The sequence below is a fragment of the Nodularia sp. UHCC 0506 genome, assembly GCF_034931045.1.
Taxonomy (GTDB): domain Bacteria; phylum Cyanobacteriota; class Cyanobacteriia; order Cyanobacteriales; family Nostocaceae; genus Nodularia.
Map to the genome: position 1 here is coordinate 1 of NZ_JAYGHH010000060.1, position 20,652 is coordinate 20,652.

Annotated in this window: 8 protein-coding genes and 1 pseudogene; 2 read left to right on the forward strand and 7 right to left on the reverse strand. The window is 43.1% G+C overall.

The features are described 5' to 3' along the window. The 3 genes from VB654_RS22605 to ilvN all read right to left on the reverse strand — a co-directional run. The coding region (locus VB654_RS22605) for a DarT ssDNA thymidine ADP-ribosyltransferase family protein (protein WP_323216068.1) at positions 1-299 on the reverse strand (299 nt) is incomplete at its 3' end. Between the two features lie 176 nt (positions 300-475). After that, positions 476-13,186: a phytase gene (locus VB654_RS22610; protein ID WP_323216069.1), complete on the reverse strand. Its 12,711-nt coding sequence runs from the start codon at positions 13,184-13,186 to the stop codon at positions 476-478. A 664-nt stretch (positions 13,187-13,850) separates the two neighbouring features. Further along, entirely contained in the window at positions 13,851-14,369 is a 519-nt protein-coding gene (gene ilvN / locus VB654_RS22615) for an acetolactate synthase small subunit (RefSeq protein ID WP_323216070.1), read from the reverse strand. 258 nt (positions 14,370-14,627) lie between these two features. On the opposite strand from ilvN, the pseudogene VB654_RS22620 reads away from it, so the two are divergent. Both VB654_RS22620 and VB654_RS22625 read left to right on the forward strand, forming a co-directional pair. Continuing rightward, positions 14,628-14,993: pseudogene (locus VB654_RS22620) on the forward strand (four helix bundle protein); the annotation flags it as partial. 187 nt (positions 14,994-15,180) lie between these two features. Continuing rightward, positions 15,181-15,549, forward strand: coding sequence for a BON domain-containing protein (locus VB654_RS22625; protein WP_323216071.1), 369 nt, complete (start codon positions 15,181-15,183; stop codon positions 15,547-15,549). Between the two features lie 217 nt (positions 15,550-15,766). Here the strand turns inward: VB654_RS22625 and VB654_RS22630 are convergent, their stop codons facing one another. The 4 genes from VB654_RS22630 to VB654_RS22645 all read right to left on the reverse strand — a co-directional run bounded on the left by VB654_RS22630 (position 15,767) and on the right by VB654_RS22645 (position 20,503). Beyond that, positions 15,767-16,723: an alpha/beta fold hydrolase gene (locus tag VB654_RS22630; RefSeq protein WP_323216072.1), complete on the reverse strand. Its 957-nt coding sequence runs from the start codon at positions 16,721-16,723 to the stop codon at positions 15,767-15,769. Positions 16,724-16,813: 90 nt separating this feature from the next. Continuing rightward, positions 16,814-19,846, reverse strand: coding sequence for a type I restriction endonuclease subunit R (locus tag VB654_RS22635; RefSeq protein ID WP_323216073.1), 3,033 nt, complete (start codon positions 19,844-19,846; stop codon positions 16,814-16,816). A gap of 23 nt (positions 19,847-19,869) precedes the next feature. After that, positions 19,870-20,286 (reverse strand): putative toxin-antitoxin system toxin component, PIN family, encoded by a 417-nt coding sequence (locus tag VB654_RS22640; RefSeq protein ID WP_323216074.1) that lies wholly within the window; start codon positions 20,284-20,286, stop codon positions 19,870-19,872. Further along, on the reverse strand, positions 20,276-20,503 hold the full coding sequence (locus tag VB654_RS22645) for a hypothetical protein (RefSeq protein ID WP_323216075.1): 228 nt from the start codon (positions 20,501-20,503) through the stop codon (positions 20,276-20,278). Before VB654_RS22645 ends, VB654_RS22640 begins: the two co-directional genes overlap by 11 nt. Positions 20,504-20,652 lie beyond the last annotated feature (149 nt).

A 20,652-nucleotide genomic window follows, 5' to 3' on the forward strand; every position in this document is an offset into this window, starting at 1 on the left:
TATAAGATTTGTGACTCCATTCCCAAAATAACAATATCTTCTTGAATCTCTCTCCTCTTATATAACATTGGATTTCTGGGTGAAAAATATAAAGGAACATATTCATGTAGCGGTATATTATAAACGCTTAGATTAGCTCGTCTATCTTGAACATCTGGATCAGAGATGTCTGCTGCTATCAATCCTCGTCTGTAAGCTTCGTTATGTGACAATAATCCATTTCTAATAATAGAGGCAAGATTATTTATGTAAGTCATGTGGTACAAATATTTAATACCGTACTCTTTAAGTATGTCCATTGATAGAAATCAAAGTTACGCTTACTCGTTCATTAAATACTATACAGCATTTATACGGTTAAATACTGTAATAGGAAGATTTTGATCCCATGTGATCGCCCATCTCAAAAAAAATCAGAGCCATACCATAATATTTGGTATTGACTCTGAGAATTGTTTATGAAATTAACTGTAAATTAGCCCACAGTCAAATTAACGCGGACAATCATATCGTTGAAATCTTTGTCACTACCACGTTGGAGATCCTCAAAGCCAAAGACGTTATTTCCTAACATGGTAATGTGGTCTACCTGTGTAGGATTAGCGCCCAAGAATGGGAAATAAATTGGCTGGTCATTCACGCTTGCTGGTCTGCCATCAGCAATAATAAATGGTGCTAACAGCGAACCAGCCTCTAAAGTGGCTGTGTAAGTGCTTGTCCGGCGGTTATTGGTTGTGAGGTCAATACCTGGAACACGCGCATTCACAGCAGCTTGACCATAACCAACTTCTCCGGGGAGAATATCTGCGTTGCCATCGCCGTTGATATCAATACCACCATTTTCATCAGTAATTCGGTAGAAGCTGACGTAATTGTTCAAAGCTGCATCTCTGTTGACGATGAATTCCGCTTGTACTGATTGCGTAATACCTCGTAAATCAATCAATTCAGATTGTGATCCCGCTTGCAACCCTGTTCCTAAAGGTAATGGTTGTTCAGTAGTTTGAATTTTTACCTCAAAATCCCGGTAGGTAATGCTTCTTAAAGGTCTTACCTTCCAAGCTAGAGAAAATTCATTGTTACCTAAATCAGTAATCCTTTGGGTGGAAGCATCAGAAAATAATACATCTGTGATGGGGATAACTCCAGCCTGAACTTCATCAGTTGTTCCATTTGGTACTGCATAGAATCTCAGATTGTCACCTGAGTTAAATTCTAGTAAGCGGGTAATATTGTCTCGACTAAAGCCAGTAGGCAATCTATGCACAGCCGAGAAAATTGCTTGCGCCCGTTCTAATGCAGCTTCGGCATAACCTGCTTCTCCTGGGGCAATACCATTAATACTGCCTGTGGCATCATCCACTGTAAATACACCCAGTTCATGTACCTGATTTGGTCTGGTTCGTGTCAGTGTAACTTGGAGTTGTGTTGTTTCACTTTGACCGCGAATGGTAAAGGTGTCTCTGCCAGGATTATTTACCAATGAAACATCGTTGTCGGCAATTGTTACAGTGGCAGCGTTGGTTATACCGAGAACATATTCAGCTTGATCAACTAAGTTGAGGATAACAGTTTCATTACCCTCCACAAAATCATCATCGGCTGGTGTTACCGTCACATCCACAAAGGTTTGACCGGCGGCGATAGTAGCAACACCCGTGAGGTTGTTGTAATCAACGTCATTAGTAGCAGTACCTTCGACGGTGTAGTTAACTGTCAAGGATTTACTCGTGTTACCAAAACGGGAGATGCGGAAAACTCCTGGTTGATTACCCTGTTCTGCGGCATTGCTAACAAGGGCGGCAATGCTAACCACAGGAGTCGCCAAATTCAACGGCTTATCTAAACCTAAGAGAATAATTTCGTTGTTGTCGATGGCAGGTGGTCTGCCGACTGAGAAGGGATAGTTGTTATCGTTAGACAGTAGGAGTGTGTTCTCATCAATTACAACTACAGCTTCAATAGTGACAAAGGGAAAGGTAAATTTAGTATTACCGTCTCCATTCAAATCATTGGGGTCACTAATGTTCAGCAGGTCAACGATTTCCTCCTTGGGTACAAAGCCATTGGCATCTGTTTGAGATAAATCAATCTTGAATATCTTCTTGAACTGGGCAGCTGCACCTTGAAGACCATCCCGTTCAATTACCAGAAATTCATTTTCATTGATGACGGTTAATGCACCGATGGCATGATTGGGTTGTTCCATGCGGTAGTAGCCAGCTAAACCCTGATACTGCTTCGATTCCACATCAAATTTATAGATGCGTAAAGAATTGGCAGGGTCGCCAATTACAGTACCTTCCAACATGGGATAGATAGTTTTCTTATCCAGGCTAATAGCCATGCCTTCAAATCCGCGAGAACGTGCCAGATTTGAGTAAACAGGATCACCCAGTAATTGGTCAACGACTAAGCTACCTGTTCCTGGGAAGTCAGAGAAGAAACCATCAATGCCTAACTCGATAAACTGTTGATATTCTAGTTTCGGGTCGCCGTTGTACTCTGCTGCCAGGAAGATGTCTTCGTTGCGGAAGGTGTAGGGGTGTAACAGCAAACCGACTGCATGGGCATCTTGTACCAGTGTAGTGGGTGCTTGGAGGACACCACCGACAGCAGGGACAATTAAGCGCTTATTAGGGCCAATACCTGTGGCGTAGGTGGCAATGTTAGCTAGTTCTGCGGGCTGGGTCAGGTCGCCGTAGGTGCGGGAATCACCACTCACAACAAAGTCATAAGGTCTGCCATTAGCACCACCGAGTAGTTGAACTAGGGGGATGTCAATGCCTGCGGCTGGCATGATTACCTGTTTCAGTTCCTGGAGATTGCCTACTTCAAAGGATTGAATAAATGTCCGACTGGGGTCAGTGAAGTTTTCAGCCACCAAGGTGTCAACAATCATCTGACCTAGATTCATGTTGATGGCGGAACCATCTAAGAGTGTGCCTTCGGAAGCAAAGAAGGTGGGATGTTTGGTTTCAGGATAAATGCCGATTTTGCGTCCTGTTTCGGCTTCTACCTGCTTCACCAAAGCAATGATTTCTTGCAATGTAGGAACTTTCAGCCCATCATTATCAAAGCTAGTTCCCCGCAATTCTGGTAAACGTTCAATGGAATTGAGGGTTTTGATTTCTGCTAGGGTGAAGTCTTCGCTAAACCAACCTCTAAATGTACGCCCATCTATGACTTTGGTGGTTTCACGGTCGGCAAATTCTGGGCGCAGGTGTACATCAGTGCTGGTGATGGTGTTATTAATGGAACCATCAGCGTTACGAACTGCTAAGGCGTTTTCATGACGGGCGATTAAGTATCCGTCTTTGGTGGGGACTAAATCAGGTTCAATGAAATCAGCCCCATCCGCGATCGCTAACTTGTATGCTTCTAAGGTATGTTCTGGACGTAAACCACTAGCCCCCCGGTGTCCAATGACCAAAGGTGCGGAACCATCTAAGGTAGCAAACTCAGGGGGAATTAAAGCCGGGTTATCAGGAGAGATGATCAACTCGCCAGTCAATTGATCACGCACGCGATCGCCTGTACCTGGAAAATCTGTAAAGTAGCCATCAACACCTAAATTAATGAAATCTATGTACTCTAACGCTGGATTGCCGTTGTAGTCGGCAGCGAGAAAACGACCTTCGTTGCGGAAGGTATAAGGATGTACTAACAAGCCTGCGGTGTGGGCATCTTTGACTAAGGTTGTGGGTGCTGTGAGGGTTTTATCAGCATCGTTAACAACGCCATCACCATTGACATCATCAGCTTGTCCATCATTATTGGCATCAACACCTTGCACCGAGATAATCATCCGTTTCCAAGGGCCAACCCCAGAAGCGTAGGTGGCAATTTCTGCTAAACCTTCTGGTGTCCGCAGGTCGCCGTATGTGCGGGGGTCGCCACTGACTACGAAATCATAGGGTCTAGTCTCAATCAGTGAACCATCAAGATTGACATCAATAGCATCGAATAGCTGAACTAGAGGAATATTAGTTAACTGACTCAGTTCCTTGAGGTTGCCGACTTCAAAAGATTGGATATAAATCCGACTGGGGTCAGTGAAACCAGTTGCTTCTAGAGTTGCTAACAGGGGTTCTTCCAGAGACAAACCCAAATCATCGTGGAAAGTTGGATGCTTGGTTTCTGGGTAAATACCGATTTTCTTGCCTGTATCAGCTTCAATTTGCTGAACTAACTCAATGATTTCCGCTAAAGTCGGAATTTGGTAAACGCCGTTAAACACTTGGGTACGGAAACCTTGGGGCATAATCGCCCGTAGTGTTTTGATTTCCGCTAGGGTGAAGTCAGAAGCAAAGAAACCATCTTCAGCTACACCATCGACTATTTTAGTAGTGAAGCGATCGCTAAATTCTGGACGAGAGGCCACATCAGTGGTAGCAATTAAATTAGGTTCGTGACGAGCAATTAACACACCATCCTGAGTAGCAACTAAATCAGGTTCGATGAAATCTGCACCCCGTTCAATTGCCAGTTTGTAAGCCCCTAAAGTATGCTCTGGTAGTTCACCGCTTGCGCCCCGATGTCCAATTACAATGGGTGCTTGACCATTGAGAGTATTTAAACTGACGTAATTGGGTGTATCAATGGGAGCTTCTATTAACTTACCAGTGGCATCGAAATGTAACAGGTAAGGGCCAAATTCCTCGCCAATCCAGAAACTACCATCTTCTGCAACTACCAAAGATTCCAGGTCAAAATCTGAACCAGTTAATAAACGGTCAGAAGTATTTTCATTGATAATCTTAAAGGGAATTTTCTTGTCAGGGTCGGATAGTTGCACAAAATCCAACACATTTACACTCCCATCACCCCCAACTTCTGCACCTCGGAAACTAGGGTCAACGCGATAAATCCGCAGTAAATAATCAGGACTATTCGCCTTGCTACCAAATCCATTGTCAGACAAGAACCAGAAGGAATTGTCATCGGCAACTTGGACAGAACTAAAGCCTTGAATCGGCTGTTGGGCAAAGGGTACATCACGGCCGTTAGTATTACCTGTAATGGCATTACCCGATGGTGGCCCTTCAGCAAAGGTATCAGCCGGGAGGGAAGCAAAACCGACTAATGTAACTTGGGGGGTAAGAGGTAAGTCATTCGGTAGTTCAATGATGCCGAGTTTTGCCGGAATTGGTGTAGGAGCAAAATCAACGGTTATCGAGCCGTCAGGATTATTCGTACTGCCTACGATGCCGAAATCATTATCATTAAGTATCGCCAAGACGTTAGGTGCAACCAGTGCTAATCCCTCTGGTTTATCAACTCCTGTGTAGCCCAAGTCAGAAGCATTGGCAATTAAACTCTTACTCACAGGGACGATATTGGCAGCAACTAATTCCGCAGTGGTTAGCTGTTCAATAGTCTTACCTGCTGGTATACCAGTTAAGTTTGCAGGGTTATTGATGTTGGTCGCTTCTGCCAAATCAATTGTAAACAGTAGTTTGTTAGAATCGGCATCGCTGCTACTATCTCGCTCAATCACAGCAAATTTGCCATTACCTAATGCGACAGCATCACCAATTTTGTCAGTTCCCGGTAGTCCTGAGAGAACATACAAATACTCACCTGTAACTTGCTTAGTTGCGGTGTCAAACTCTAGAATTCGCAGGTTTTGCGCGCTGCGGGAAACTGTATCTCCTGCGTCGTCTGGGTTATCAATGGGACTTTGAATGAAGGCATAAAGTTTGCTACCTTCCAAAGCAATACCCTCAAAACCCCGATTAGCCCGCCTTTGAGCATAAACCTCTGGGAAAACAGGCGTACCAAAAAAGATACCGCCATTCTGTGTAGAATCAGTAGCATCACCAACAGGGATAAACCGATCAATCAGCTTGCCGTTGCTGTCAAAGTGGTAAATAGCTGGACGGTACTCATCCGCCATCCAAAAGTCGCCATTGGCAGTAACTACAATACCTTCTAAATCAGCGCCTAAAGGATCGGCAGCTTGGACATTATCATTGAGATCAACACCAATTTCATCAGTATAGGCAGTACCTGGTGTCCCGGCTTGGAGGTTGGGGAGTCCAGTTAACGGCGTTGTTCCATCCTGGCGGAATAAACCAGTTCTCTGGGTAATGGTAATTTCGCCTGTGGCACGGTTGAGTTCAAAACTAACTATTTCTGGCTGAAAATCGGGTAAGGGGAATACTTTACCACCAGAAACGCTGTTATCGCCATTGGGGCCGCGGTCTGTGTGGGTAACAAACTTGAGATTACCGTTGGCGGCCATACCTTGAAAATACAGCCCGGAAAAACCTCCCAACAAAATATCTTGTCCAGTGGAGGTTGTTCCTAATATCGGTAGGTTGTTAAATTCGTAGTTCGTTAGTCTGGGTTGTGGATTAGGATGACGGGGATCATAAGTAGTGGTATCAATATTAAGGGGATTGGGGAAAGCGTGAGCAATGTTTTCCCAGGGGACAAACTTAAAGTTGCTATTGACGTTTTCTAGTTCGCCATCATCCTCAACTAATTTGGCAGGGTCGTTATTACCATCCTGGGTAATAAATAGACCGTAGGGGAAGTTAGCACCCAAGGAGACGTTAATCACATCTGCGCCGTCTGACTCTTGCACGCTGTCAATTGCGCCATTGCTGCCAACAGCAAAGCGTCCTAAATATTCATTGTTACCTTGGCGGTTATAGATAGCAAAGGTGTTATCGCCTTGACTGGATGCGAGTAAGTAGCCTGTACCATTAGCACCGTAGTAAATAGTCAATCCTTCTACGTCTGCGGTGAGATTGCTACCACCCAAAGCTTTCACTTGATCGATGAGTGTGCCAGTTGTACCGCCGTTGGGTTCGGCGAGGAATTTCCAGATACCGACATTTTCTTGACCGATATAAAGGAAACCTGTTTCTTGGTCTGCCACCATCCCCTCGGTTTGGGGGTCAACTCCGGCTGTGGTGGGTACGGTGAATGCCCGGACTCGTTCTACCCCAATTTTGCCGTTACCTTGGTCAATTAGTTTGTACTGGGCGACATCTCCAGTGTCGGCACGATTGGCGAAAACATAGTAATCATTGGTGATGGGACTACGGTACATGGCTACGCCGTAAGCACTGATGTCGTCTGTTAAATAAGGTGGGCTAAAGGGTGCAGCTTGGAAGAGAGTACCAATATTGTTAGCGGTAATGTCTTCTAGGTACTCACCGTTGGCGTTACCATTGGGATGTATTTTGAAGAATACTAGTGTATCGTTTTGGCGATCGCTGGCCACGGCAATATCAACAGACTCACCACCTAAATTAAAGCCGTATTGCAAATCAATGTTGTTGTAACGAATACCACCAGGGTTAACTGTCTGCAATAAATTACCAGACAAGTCATAAACCCGGATGCCAGCATTTTTCACTGCTGTGAGTACCAAGCTATCAGCAGAGTTGGTAGCATTCACATAAATTGCTGGGTCATCAGCATCAGCATTTTGATCAACAACAGACTGGGCTGGATCTTCATCATCAAACAAATCAGGACGAGTTTCTACTCTGGGGGTGACAGTCGGCACTAAGTCTGCACCCAAAGTCAGGATTTGGGTAAATTGGGCTTGGTTGAAGTTGTTGTCACTCACCAACACAATTGATTGACTACCATCTGCCAATTTGGGGCCAAATGTAATGCCTTCAATGTTATCTGTCCCATTGGGCAAGTTGAGGTCATTTAAATTCACTACTAGGCGCTTTTGGGCTGGTTTGATGGCAGCTAGTTGAGTTTCACTCAGACTTGAGAGGGCATTGATGGTGCTGATGTCGGTGGCATTTTGCAGAGATATTTCGTAGATTTTGATAGTCATGCCTACGCCTACAGAAAAAGAGCGTTCCAACGCCAGCAAAGTACCTCGGTTATCAATGGCTAGTAAATCCACTAAGCCATTATCATTAAAGGCTGTGACTGGATCTGGTGTGACAGTGGCATCAGTAATGTAGAGGTATTCTTTTTCTGGTTGTCCACTGAGCAAGTTATATTGCAGAATCCGTGAAGGACTGCCATTACTCACAGAAGCCCGTTCACCATCTTGTAACAGAGCATTTTCTGTGGCTGTGTATAGGGTTTTTTGGTCGGGTGTAATGGTGAGGCTTTCAAAGGCCAAGTTATTACGAATCCCGGATGTCTGCGTATCACCAGCATCCACAATTCCGTTGCCGTTGGTGTCTTCTACTACTGGTAAAAATTTACTGGGAACAGAGAGAGAGCGTATTTCCTCTCCTGTTAAAGCAAACTCTTTAATGAAAGGATCACTGATCCGACCTGCATTAATATTGGCTTCACCTTCAGAAGAAACAAAAATAGTCCCATCTTTAGTTAAGGCAATACCTTCAGGGTCAACAGTTAACGCCGCAAAGAAATTACCGTTAGCATCTTGCAGGGGAGTGACACCAGTAAATGTTACCGCAGATGTAGCCGGATCAAGAGTGAAGGTATAGAAACGCGCTGGGCCAAATTGCGAGCGGTCATCCGAGATAGAGTAGTAAAGGTTATTCGCAGCATCGTAAGTGACACCAGATAACCCACCCATTTGAGTGGCTGTCCCGTTGACTATTCCCGCTTCACCAGGGGGAATAAAGCCTGTGGTAAAGGTAGTTTCGCCTTGGAATTGGATACCAGGAATAGTTTTACCCGCTTCTGTTGCCCCTGCGACTACATCTACCCACACTAGGCGATGGTCAGAACTGGGGAAAGGAAAAATACCTACAGGGGAGAATTTTGGGTCAGTATTCAGAGGCCAAAATACTGCTGAGTTGTGAATTTGCAGGTCAGAGGAAGGTAGTACATAGTCAGCGCGCAGGTTTCCGGAGTTGCCATCGGCAAAATCTGCGGTGTCGAAAGCCGGATTACCTCCGTGATTCAGGTTAGCATTACCTTGTAAATCTGACTGTTGGACACCACCAAGACTGCTGGGAATGAAATTAGTATTAATGCCAGGGTTTTGTAATAGCTGAAGAATGGCATGATCAAAACTATCCCCATCAAAAGGATCGGCGTTTTGGTCGCCCATAATTACAAACCGAGAACCAGGATTTAAACCACCCAATTGCCCCTGATCATCATAGATGTAATTGCCTTTTCCTGGGCTGATATAGTCTGACCACAGGCGAATCTCATCATGGTTGCGTTTACCGTTGCGGTCTTCTGCACCATCAAATACAGGTGGTGTAGGATGACTGGCGAGGACGTGAATGATTTCTCCGTTTACCTTAATGGGGACATCCCAGTGACTCTTGGAAGAAAGCCGCAATACTTCTTGTTCCTCTGCTGAATACCAAGGAGTGGCAGAATCAGGACTGGCAATCGTAGGTAGTAAGGAATCCGGCATATCCTTCCAGAGAAAGTTTTGGAAGGTGCGGACATTGGCTGTGTCAATTTCGTACTTGGACAGCAGCAACATCCCGAACTGACCAGGGAAATTTCCAAAACCGAAGGCATCATTGCCATATCCCGGTGCGCCTGGGGTTGTAACTACTGTACCGTTGTTATCTAAATCAAATCCTGAAGCAATACCTGTATTAGAGGGTGCAATGTAAAAGTAGGGATACTCCACTGGATTTGCACCATTTTGGCTGATAGCTAGGTAATTTTGCCGAAATAGTTCAACAGCCTGAGTGGGATTAGTGCCAAAGTAATCAAACTCATTAATCAATAGTACATCTGGGTTATTGCGCTGGATGATTTCTGCCACTGCTTTGGCTTGAATATTGTCTGGGGTAGACAAATCGTTGACTAATTGACCATCAGCGTTGCGATTGAGAGAAGCGTTAAATTGGGAAAAACGAATGGTATTTATCATGTCACTAGGAGGAGTTTCAATTACATGATCTGTACTGTTCAAATTCAACCCGATAATCACCGGGTCATGGTCGGAAGAACGGAAGGCATCAGGACTATATAAGCTGTCTACCTGACCTGCTGATTTAAAGTTGGTGTTGTAGTCTAAAACATTGGGTTCATCAGCGTTAATGTGCCACTTGGCAGCACCGGTAACTTGGGTTGCTAAACTACCATTAGCCAAGGCATGATCCAGGGAACCCCACTGCCCACTAAAGACAAAGGAGTAAGTGCTATTAGATACCAAGTTCTGATATCCAGCCGTTTCCAAAGCGGTGATTGGGTCTTCTTTGGCGTAGGCGTTAATGTCGCCCATAATTAGGTAATCAGGGTCATTGATACCTGTAGGATTAGTGGCTAACCATGCGGCTAAATCTTGAGAAGCACGAGTCCGAGTCCCATTGGAAGAACCTTGACCGTCGCCAATATCTGTATCACCCTCACCACCAGCACTAGAACCCTTGGATTTGAAGTGGTTGACAACTGCGGTAAATTCTTCACCACTGGAGTTTTCTCGGAATGTCTGCGCTAATGGTTTACGGTTGTTATCATCAAATGCTCCTTGACCAAAGCCATCGGGGACTGTAGCAGCTATACCAACAGGGGTAACACTACCGGGTTTGTAGATAAAGCCTACTGCGATCGCATCCGTACCCAATTGAGCAAGACCTGGATCAATTAAAGCATAAGTCCCAACGCCAGCCACAGCATTCAAGCCGTTAATTAAATCTTGAATGGCACTATTAGCGCCGTAGCCATCGTTCTCTATCTCGATTAATCCCAGGACATCTGCGTTCATATCCAAGATAGCTTGAATAACTTTATCCCGTTGGCGATTGAACTCAAATAAATTGTCGGCTCCCCGTTGTTCTGGGCTGTCGAAACCGCTACCCGTACCATTGCCGTTAAAATAATTGAGGACATTGAAGCTGGCAACTTTCAATCTCCCGCCGACATCTGGTGCTGTTTCTGGGCGCAAATTAGTGGGTATAAAGTTTGCGGGGTCTACTGGCTGAATGCGATAGTCGCCAAAGCGAGCATCTAGAACACCAGACAATCCTATAACTGTGTCACCACCGCGCAGGGTATTGTCATCACTTAAAGGTTGACCACCCCGACCGTGAATAATTGGATCAGGATTTTGAATGCCTTGGCCATCGTCTAAAATAATCCGACGCTTGGCAATTTCTGCTTGGTAAGCAGCGTTACCACTAATACTAGGGGCATTAAATTGAGTGTATTGTTCTAATCTGCCATCGGTTCCAGGCTGGTTAGTGTCACCATCAGAGGATAAAACAATTTGTCCAAATCGCCCTAATTGGAAATGTTCAGTTACGGTTAGGGTTTGGGGAATCGTGACCCGCATTCCTTCAAAGGCTTCTAGGTCATCAATACCTAGAATGGGGAAACTCAAAGTTGAGGCTGTGGGTAGGGGATTATTCTCACTGACTATAGTGACATTAGTTAAATTTCTCAGTTGAGTCAAGCTGCTACCACTGCTGGCAAATTCGCTGACTTCACCAGTGAGTCGCACTTTGTCGCCAACTTTGACATCTACTCCGAAGTTGTCATCAAAAACAAAGATGCCTTCTGAAGTTAAAGGATTATTATCAGCATCTGCATCTTCTTCTTGGACGTAGAAACCACGCAGATTTTGGACACCGCCAACCGCTTGGAAGTCGCCAACGACAATGCCTTCAATGGTTTGAACGCTACCGAGTAAATTAGCGATCGCGCCACTACCCTGAATTTCATGAATTTTGGCGATCGCTACTACTTGATCATTATCTGTAATTGTGGCGGTGATTTCGGCAATGTTCACCCCGTCGTAATTCACATCACTGCTAGTTACACCATGACTAATATTACTAAAATGAGTGCCTTCAACTACACTATCATCTACGGCAATTACTGTAACTGTCTGTGGTATATTCCAATTAATTGGAGTAAATGTTAGGTTTGCTGGGGTAGTGGTAGATTGGGAGTCAGTGTTAATGGTAACTGTGACATCGGCTGTGGGTTGAGTATTCAGTACCAAAGTATAGGTATCTGTTGCACCTCCCTCTTTGACGTTGGTACTACCATTAAATTCAATCAAGGTAATACCAGGTAACGCTGCGGTGGAAACCTGTAAATTATCGATTGCTAACCCATGATCGCTACCAGAGTCATTAATATCTGACCAGCGTAACCAAATTTCTGCACCAGGAGCTAAAGAAAACCCTGTGAGGGTGTCGGCAACACTGGCTCTATTGGCGCTGCTATTACCATCTAAAGCACTGCTGGAATTACTGGCAATCGGCCCTAAAAAGTCCAGTCCATCAAAATCAATCCATGTCCCAGAAGTTAAATCAGTGGCTCCAATTTGGTAAGCAAAATCTAGTTGATGTTGGGTTGTATTCCCGCCATTACGCCATTGTTCACCGATGTAACTAATTGAGAGTGAGGAGATAGTACTATTAGTATCGTTAAAGAAACGCGCTCCGTAGTGAATAGTATTAGTACCATTGGAAGCAACTGATCCTAAAGCTCTGTCGTTGTCTCCTGTTGTCCCAAAGCTGTAGAGATTACCACTATTACTACTGCCAGTACCAGCATTAATTGTCTCGCGGGTAGCGTACCAGCCAGCGATAGTTTGAGTATCTTCCCAAGGTGCATTATTGGCACTAATCAGGCTATCGAAACTTTGGGAGTAAGGGGTACTCAGTGAAATTGCTCCCGGTGGTGTAACTATAACCTCTGTTACAGTAAAATTATTGGGCCAATTGGATTGAGCCAATGGCCCCGTATTATCAATTTCCCAATTATTTGGGTTAGCGATCGCCTCTAGTAATTCTGTTTTTGTGCCTGTTGTTGAACCAGTGTAGTAGCCGTTATCGAAATTCCCTGCATAAAATGCCGTTCCCGCTTCCACAGAAAGACCAGGAGGGATATTACTGGTATTGGTGATGTTGCTACCGCTTTCTAGCCAGTCGGTTGCAGTTGCAAAATGTGCGCCGTAAATAAATGTCGGACTGGCGACTGTACCAGTAAAAATCAATATTTGATCGCCACCTGCTGCTAAAATCAAGGCAGATCCGCCACTAGTTCCTAAACTCCAGGTATTTGCTATTGAACCGTTCCAACGAATCACTGTCCCAGCCGGCACAGTTTCTGTGTGATTCCAAGTTAAGGGGCCACCAACATTCAAATGTTCGGTTGTGCGAAACCCGGTATCTTGCCAAGATGAATCTGTAAAGTTAATCAGTGTGTTGGCAGGAATATCAACCAGAGTTACCCAAGCAAAATCATCGTTTCCATCAACATTGTAAGCCGCGATCGCAATATCACCTTGTGTCAAAGCCATAAGTTTCTTGACCGTTGTGTTTAGAGAAAATGAGAGCATAACTGCAAATATCTACTTAGTCGTCAGAGAATAAGACAACCTAAAGTAAGTATTTTCCAGTAAGGTATACTTTCTTGACAGTATTAATGTGATGACAATGCTTTTAACTTATACTGGACAGATTAAGGAACAGCTACCATAAGGTTAAATTTACGGATATTTGCAGGGAAATAACTTGCAGACTTTGAACAAAAAAGAGTTTTCCGCATCAATCATCCGCGAATCTACGGCAATCCTTACAGCGATTTTCAGGTAAATGAACCACATTTTAAAATCTCACGCAAAGGCGCAAAGACGCAAAGGAAGAAGGAAATATATAGGACTCCTATTTGAATTTTGATAGCTGGCGTGGCGTAAGCCATACAAAAAGACCTATTCCTTGATTCCTTCTTCCCTGTTCCCTACCTCTACGAGTAAATATGGCTACGCCACGCTACGCGAACATAAACCAAACCGGATTCCTATAGCAACAATAGTGTGGTCTAAATGCGTGAAAACTGCTGCAATCTGGTTTATAGGGAATAGGAAATGGGGAACAGTTTCAAGTATCTGTCATCTCCAAATTTTTTGAAAATTCTTGTTCCCCCAATTTTGGGGGTTAGGGAGCGATTCGGTGAGGTCAAAATTAAACTTTGGCTTCTAAAGACTTCAGCAACTCTGTATTTACACCCGACTCACGAGTTAGGGCAATTTTGCCAGTGCGGGCAATTTCCCTCAGACCAAATTTTTGTAACACTTGGACGATTGCCACCATCTTACCAGGATCTCCCACTACTTCAAGAGTGACAGAATCCTCGGCCACATCTACCACACGCGACCGGAATATATGAGCTAATTCGACCACTTCTGAGCGATTGCTGCTGGTAGCATTCACTTTCAAAAGCATCAATTCTCGCTCTACACAAGGAATTTCGGTGATGTCTTGCACCTTGAGGACGTTGACTAATTTATACAGTTGCTTGGTTAGTTGCTCAATCACGCGATCGTCTCCAGGTACAATCATCGTAATCCGAGAAACTCCTCCTTGCTCTGCTGGGCCAACTGCAAGGCTTTCTATGTTAAAGCCACGACGCGCAAATAAACTAGAGATCCGGGACAGAACACCCGCCTCATCTTCTACCAAAACTGAAAGGGTATGTTTCATCTTCGCCAACACAGGCTCAGGCAAGCATTTGACTAGTATAAATACTAGCTAATGACTACCCTACACGTACTGCTCACTAAATTGCTAAATTATCAGTCTAAGGTTCTATTTTAAACTCAATACCTGCACTCATGACATTTTCGCAAAAGAAGTTATGGATAAATCATCCTGCAAGCGGAAACTTAGGGAGGGGAGCAACGCGATTTTGTGAGATCATCATAAAGAAAGCAGGGGAGCAGGGAGCAGGGAGCAGGGGGAATGGAAAAAGAACCAATCAAAAGTCATGAAGACCTAGAAGTATACAAAATGGCATTTGATGCCGCCATGAAAATCTTTGAATTATCAAAGAAGTTTCCCATAGAGGAAAGATATTCGTTAACTGACCAAATTCGGAGATCATCACGCTCTGTTTGTGCAAATCTTGCAGAAGCATGGAGAAAACGCCGTTATGAAGCCGCTTTTCTAGCCAAATTAAATGATTCAGAAGCTGAAGCAGCAGAAACTCAGACTTGGCTGAAATTTGCTGTGAAATGTAGTTATTTAGATGTAGATACAGGCAGAGAACTTTATGGAACTTACAACCGAGTTTTAGGCATTCTAGTAACTATAATCAATAATCCATCTCCCTGCCCCCTGCTCCCTGCTCCCTGCCCCCTGCCCCCTGCCCCCTGCCCAAACGAAGGCATCTCACTTTTTCGCATCGCTCCCATTAGGGAGTAAATATCTTTTCATGGACAGATGTGGATTATTTGTCAAGCATTTATTCTGGGGATATTATGGGTATTTAAGCAAAAACTGGAGCAAAGCTATTATGGCTTGGTTAAAAAGACTTTTTGGATTAGAAAAACCGCAAAATGCTGAAGTAAATCCTCAACCGCAACAAGTATCGCCAAGTTCTACGACTAGCGCTGCCCCTGCTACTACCAAATCAATTCCGCCAGAACGTTTAGGATTAAACGGCGAATACGACCAAAGTGGATTAGCCAAGCGGGTAGCATTGGCGTTTGATCAAGATTCGCAACTAGGTGATATTGATACTCTTTGGGTTGCTCAAACAAGCGGCACTGTGGTGTTAAAGGGTAGGGTTCCCAACCAGGAAATTCTCAATAAAATGATTTCTACTGCACGTTCTGTTAATGGTGCTACTGGTGTTAACACTGATGAAGTCTCGGTTGGATAATTCGTAATTCGTAATTCGTAGTTCGTAGTTCGTAATTCGTAATTCGTAATTCGTAGTTCGTAATTCGTAATTAGGAGAGTAATAAAAGAGCGTTAGAGAACTCCAGAAAAAAGTTGATCCAAATTTCTGCAACTAAAATGACCTTTCCTCCCCCTGCTCCCCGCTCCCTGCCCCCCTGCTCTCAAAACGACGGGATATTTTTTTATTTGGAAGTCTCTTATTGCTTGGGGATGAGTGGAGGGTCTGGGCTGTGTTGCTTTAGTGGCTGGGTGTTGTTGTGTTTGTTGATCCAATCTAGAATTATTTGATTGACTTTTTCTGGGCATTCGTCATGGGGACAATGACCGACATCTTCTAGGTTGATTAGTTCTAGGTTTTCGTTGTATTGGGTAAATCTCTGTGCAAGTGCAGGTGGCACGAATTTATCTTTTTGACCCCAAATTAAGAGCATTGGTACTTTTAAGGTGGGTAATATTGCTTTGACGCTAGGACTAAAGTTAACAGCGATCGCAGCTCTAAACAAGGCACTAAAAGCCCGCGCTGATCCTCTGTCTTGGGGTGGCCCTGCTAAAATGTCCACTAGTTCGTCGGTGATGGCTTCAGGGTTGGCGTAAGCCAGACTAGCCCAGCGTCGCAACACACTTGGTCGGCGGACAAAGTTAAATATAGGTTTGAGGATCAATGGGGAAGCAACCATCTTTTTAATTCCTGTAACCAAAGGTCGCAGAAAAGGGGGGATGGCTTCTTGTTCTAATGATGGGTCTGGTAAACTCATCATCACTATACCTTTCACCATTTCTGGATGCGCTGCTGCGGCTGCTAAAGAAATCAGTGAACCGTTGGAATTTCCGATTAATATGACTGGTTGACGGATAAATGCTCGCCAAAATTCATAGACCTGTTCTACCCACAGTTCTATACTGTAATTTGCTGGTGCTTTTTTGGATGCCCCAAAACCAAGCATATCTAGGGCGTAGACAGTATGATTTTCGCCTAATACTGCTAAATTATGTCGCCAATGTCCAATGGAAGCGCCAAAGCCATGTAGCAGGATTAAGGGTGTTGTGGATTGATTTTGGCTAGGTCGAATATAAGTATAACGAGTTTGCCAGCCTCGCCAAACCCAATCTCTTTGATTACCAACTCTTTGTTGCCAGTGTACCGTAGTGGTCACATTTACCTCCGATTTGTAGAACCCCATGCCACAAGCGAGGAGGGGGTATGAATTTGATTTGAGGGTTTGTTTAAGTGAATATATTATTATCTATATTGATGATGATTTAATATTGATACTATCATAAATATTGGTCAGTAACTTTTCAAACACAACTGCTCTAAATTCTTCATTATTCATTACTTCCATAAAGATTTTTTCATTACCTTCCATACGTTCAATAATGAGATTTTCGAGATGTTTATCTAGGACAGGGGCAAAGTTTTCTTTTGTATTTACCTGGGCGGCTTGTTGAATGGAATTATTAGCGATCGCTGTTTCAGTAATTTGCTCGAAAAACAGTTGGTCAGCTAGGGTAAAATCTGTACCAAACCTTTCATTCAGGGAGTTAATCAGTTGAGATAGAGGAACTTCTTGATCTGGCTGACGAGTTCCCACGGCGGTAGATCCTTCTAATGGTTCTGCTTCACCATCATTGAGGTCAATTTTACCTGCACTGATTTTTTCTAGGCGAAAATATTTTAGTTCTATATCCCCAGATAAATCTACTTTTGGCGCTTCGGGACTGCGGGGTAATTTCTTTAGGAGACAACGCCCGTAAGCATAAAGTTTTTCTAAGTCTGAATCTTGGTAGGGGAGAATTTGAGCCAGGAATAGATAAAGGTTGCGAAAGCTGGTAAATTGACTTTTAAATAGTTCTTTTTCTGATTCTTTGCGCTTTTTATAATTCTCAACTATCGGATCTAGTAGAGTATTTAATTTTTTATGTTCGCCTCCAGTCAGAGAAGTTTTTTGGCGAAACCAAATTTCACACCATTGGGTGACATCCTCTTTAGTAAAAAATCCCCATTCATAAAGTTGATAGGAAAGATCATTAAGTTGTTGTGGGTCTGCTGTTTCTCCGATGGGTGTTGCTGTGTAGTAGGTTTTAAAGGCTTTGTAAATATCTTCAGGTTTGTTCACAAAATCTAGAACAAAGGTGTCATCTTTGCCTATGGTGGTGCGGTTGAGTCGTGATAAAGTTTGCACGGCTTGGACTCCAGCCAATCTTTTATCCACAAACATGGTATGTAATAAAGGTTGGTCAAATCCGGTTTGAAATTTGTTAGCAACTAACAGCACTTGATAAGCATTACTGCCAAATTTATCGGGAATTTCTGATGTTTTGATCCCATTCATATTGGTTTCTGTAAAGGTTTCATCAGGAAATTCATTCAGGGTAATAGCACCAGAAAAAGCTACTAGAGATTTTATATCTTTATAACCTTTGTCTTGAATATATTTATCAAAAGCGAGTTTGTATTTAACGGCGTGTTCACGGGAACGGGTAACAACCATTGCTTTCGCCCTTCCTCCGATTTTATGGCGGGTATGGTTGCGAAAATGTTCAATGATGATTTCTACTTTTTGGGCGATGTTGTGGGGATGAAGTTCAATGAATCGGGCGATGGCTTTGGCTGTTTGACGACGAGGTAAATTTGGGTCATCTTCTGAGGTGCGAACAAGTTGATAATATCTTTCATAGCAGGTGTAATTTGCTAAAACATCTTTAATATAATTTTCTTCAATAGCTTGACGCATGGTGTAAAGATGAAAAGGAGATTGTCCGTTGTCTCCTGGTTGATCAAATACCAGTAAAGTTTTATGTTTGGGAGTAGCGGTAAAGGCGAAATAACTCAGGTTCGGTTGTTTCGTGCGGGTGAGTTGTTTTTTGAGTAATTCTGCTTTGGCTTGATCACTCAGATCCTCTTCTTCATCTTCTAACAATTGGGATGCGATCGCAGCTTCAATTCCGTCTTTATTCAGGATTTTCCGCAGTTCTGTAGCGGTTTCTCCGGTTTGAGAACTATGTGCCTCATCAACTATGATGGCAAAGCGTTTATTTTTGGTAGTGATATCGATAGTTTTACCTTTCTTCTCCAGAGTCTCAATAGCTTTGGTAATAAAGGGAAATTTCTGAATAGTAGAAATTATAATCGGAACTCCATCATTCAGGGCGGTGGCTAGTTGTTGGGTGTCTTCATCAATTTTCTGCACCACTCCGGCTTTATGGTCAAATTGATAAATAGTGTTTTGCAGTTGTTGATCCAATACAGTACGATCTGTAATCACGACAACGGTATGAAATATTTTTTCATCTTCGGTGTCGTGGAGATTAGCCAAGCGATGTGCTAACCAAGCGATAGAATTAGATTTTCCCGAACCTGCGGAATGTTGAATTAGATAATTATGTCCGGCTTTGTGGTGTTGGGTGTGGGTAATCAGTTTCCGCACCACATCAAGTTGATGGTAGCGGGGGAAAATTAAGGTTTCTTTTTTCTGGTATTTAACACCAGTGTCTGTAGTAATTTTGGTTTCTTTGACTTCGATGTGGAGGAAACGCGCCAAGATGTCCAAAAGGCTATCTTTTTGTAAAACTTCTAGCCAAAGATAACTGGTGCGATATTCTTCATTGTCGCCAATGGGATTACCAGCACCGTGATTATGTCCTTTATTGAAGGGTAGAAAATGGGTATTTTCTCCCGCTAGTTTGGTAGTCATCCAAACTTGTTCTGTATCTACGGCGAAATGGACTAAGCACCGTTGTTTAAAGGTAAATAAGGGATCTTTGGCATCTCTCTCGGTTTGATACTGTTCAATGGCTTTGTGGTAGGTTTGCCCAGAGAGGGGGTTTTTTAGTTCAATACTGGCGATGGGTAAACCGTTGAGACTGAGGATAATATCAGGAATGCGTCCGGTTTTGATAGTAACTTGGCGGGTGACAGTGAGGCGATTTTTTTGGTAAAGTGCCAAGGTTTCCGGGTTCATGCCGGTGTTAGGTTGGAAGTAGGCAATTTTTAAGGTTTTACCGTAGCATTTGAAGCCATTACGGAGAACATCTAACATTCCTCGACTTTTGAGTTCTTTGGTGAGGCTATCTATAATAATTTTTTCGGCATCATTGGGGCTAGTTTTGGCTAATTGTTGCCATTGTTTATCTTGAGTGTCTTGAATAAATTTAATAATTTCCTTGGGGAAAAGGGCTGTTTCTCGGTCATATTTTTTGGGGTTGCCTTTTTCGTAGCCACTAAATTGAATAACTTCATTTTCTATAATGTGTTCAAAGTCTTTTTCTTGGTGCATGAGTTGTAAAGTATAAATGTAAATTAATCAAGAATTAGAAATTCTCTAGGAGTAATGATCTGGTTTTGATATTCGGCTAGAGTCTTGAGTGATAAAAGGTCTTTATCTCCTGTTATCAAAAATTCGGCATTGGAATCTTTAGCAAGTTCTAAAAATTTGTTGTCGTCTGCATCTCTACATATGTTTATTTGAGATGTTATTACAATGAATTGACTATATTTCTTGACTATATTCAAAAAATCTTGCCTATCTTCTTCTGAGATATATTTATCAAATTTACGTTTGTAAATTCTTGTGCTTAATTCTTGATAAGTTTCATCGCTTTGAGCAATTTTGAAATTTTTATAGACTTTATCTATGGCTTTCCGTGCTGTTCCATCTGGACTCAGGGCAGCACTAATTAAAATATTTGTATCAATGACAATTAGTTTATGATTCATCGGTGAGTAATTCTTCCAATATTTCTTCCGTCAATCCTTTGGCTTGAGCATTTATGCCGATTCTGTCAAAGACACTAAGTAGATTTTCGTCATCAATTTTTGGAGAGGTTTTCTTGATTTCTTGAATAAGTTTTTCTTGTTCTTGTTCGGGAAGTTGTAGAACAAGATTAAGAATTTGCTCAAAGGTTAGGGGTAGTTGATAGGTTTTTTGTGTCATGATGGTTTCTAGGCTAAGGGGAAAGAGCAATAGTGAAAATCTATCTTGTGGGGAGGGCAAAGATGCTCGCCGTTATGTACGCTCTAATTTTGTTGCTCTAACCAATTAGTTAAATCTTCTAAAGATTGGAAATCAAAAATCGCATCTGA

Excerpts from the sequence above, each read along its gene's own strand:
- VB654_RS22610 (WP_323216069.1), bottom strand. The coding sequence starts at position 13,186 with ATGGCTTTGACACAAGGTGATATTGCGATCGCGGCTTACAATGTTGAT.
- ilvN (WP_323216070.1), bottom strand. The coding sequence starts at position 14,369 with ATGAAACATACCCTTTCAGTTTTGGTAGAAGATGAGGCGGGTGTTCTG.
- VB654_RS22625 (WP_323216071.1), top strand. The coding sequence starts at position 15,181 with ATGGCTTGGTTAAAAAGACTTTTTGGATTAGAAAAACCGCAAAATGCT.
- VB654_RS22635 (WP_323216073.1), bottom strand. The coding sequence starts at position 19,846 with ATGCACCAAGAAAAAGACTTTGAACACATTATAGAAAATGAAGTTATT.
- VB654_RS22640 (WP_323216074.1), bottom strand. The coding sequence starts at position 20,286 with ATGAATCATAAACTAATTGTCATTGATACAAATATTTTAATTAGTGCT.
- VB654_RS22645 (WP_323216075.1), bottom strand. The coding sequence starts at position 20,503 with ATGACACAAAAAACCTATCAACTACCCCTAACCTTTGAGCAAATTCTT.